The 586-nt window shown below is 66.9% G+C and carries 1 pseudogene; it reads right to left on the bottom strand.

Features of this window, described 5'->3' with window-relative positions:
• Positions 1-586: pseudogene (locus ME121_RS32895) on the bottom strand (flagellin); the annotation flags it as partial.

Genomic DNA, 586 nt, shown 5'->3' on the forward strand with positions numbered 1-586 from the left:
GAGACCGTTCTGGCTGGTCGAGCTGTTCGAGTTGGTGATCGAGGTCAGGCCGAGGCCGTTCGAGGTCGCGTCGACCGAGGCGACGTTGAGGTTGGAGCTGCCGGTGTCGTTGAACTTGATGTTCATGTCATTGCCTTTGCCGGCAATGAGGTTGACGCCGTTGTAGCTGGCGTCGCTGGCGAGCTGCGTGATCTGGTTGAGCAGGTTGTTGTACTGGTTCGCCAGCGAGGCGCGCTGGGCCGTGCCCGAGATCGACAGGTCGCTGGAGACGACGGTGCTGGCGGCGGTGCCGTAGGTCGAGGCGGTGGTCGCCGAGGCGGTGAAGCCGAGCGCCGTCTGGCTGCCGGAGTTCTGGAATTCGACGTCCGCCTGGGCGTTCAGGACGATCTTGGTGCCGGTGCTGTCGGCCGAGAAGATCGCGCCGGCGCCGAAGGCGCCGCTCGACGCGGTCGAGGCCGAGCTGACCGCGGCGTTGAGCGCGGCCACCGTCGCGCTGATGCTCGAGGAGGCGTTGATGGTGGCGGAGACCGAGCTGCCGTTGATCGTCAGCAGGACCGTCTGGGAGGCGGTGCTGGCGCTGTAGGCG

Source organism: Methylobacterium sp. ME121 (assembly GCF_000974725.1).
In the GTDB taxonomy this organism is placed as follows: domain Bacteria; phylum Pseudomonadota; class Alphaproteobacteria; order Rhizobiales; family Beijerinckiaceae; genus Methylobacterium; species Methylobacterium radiotolerans.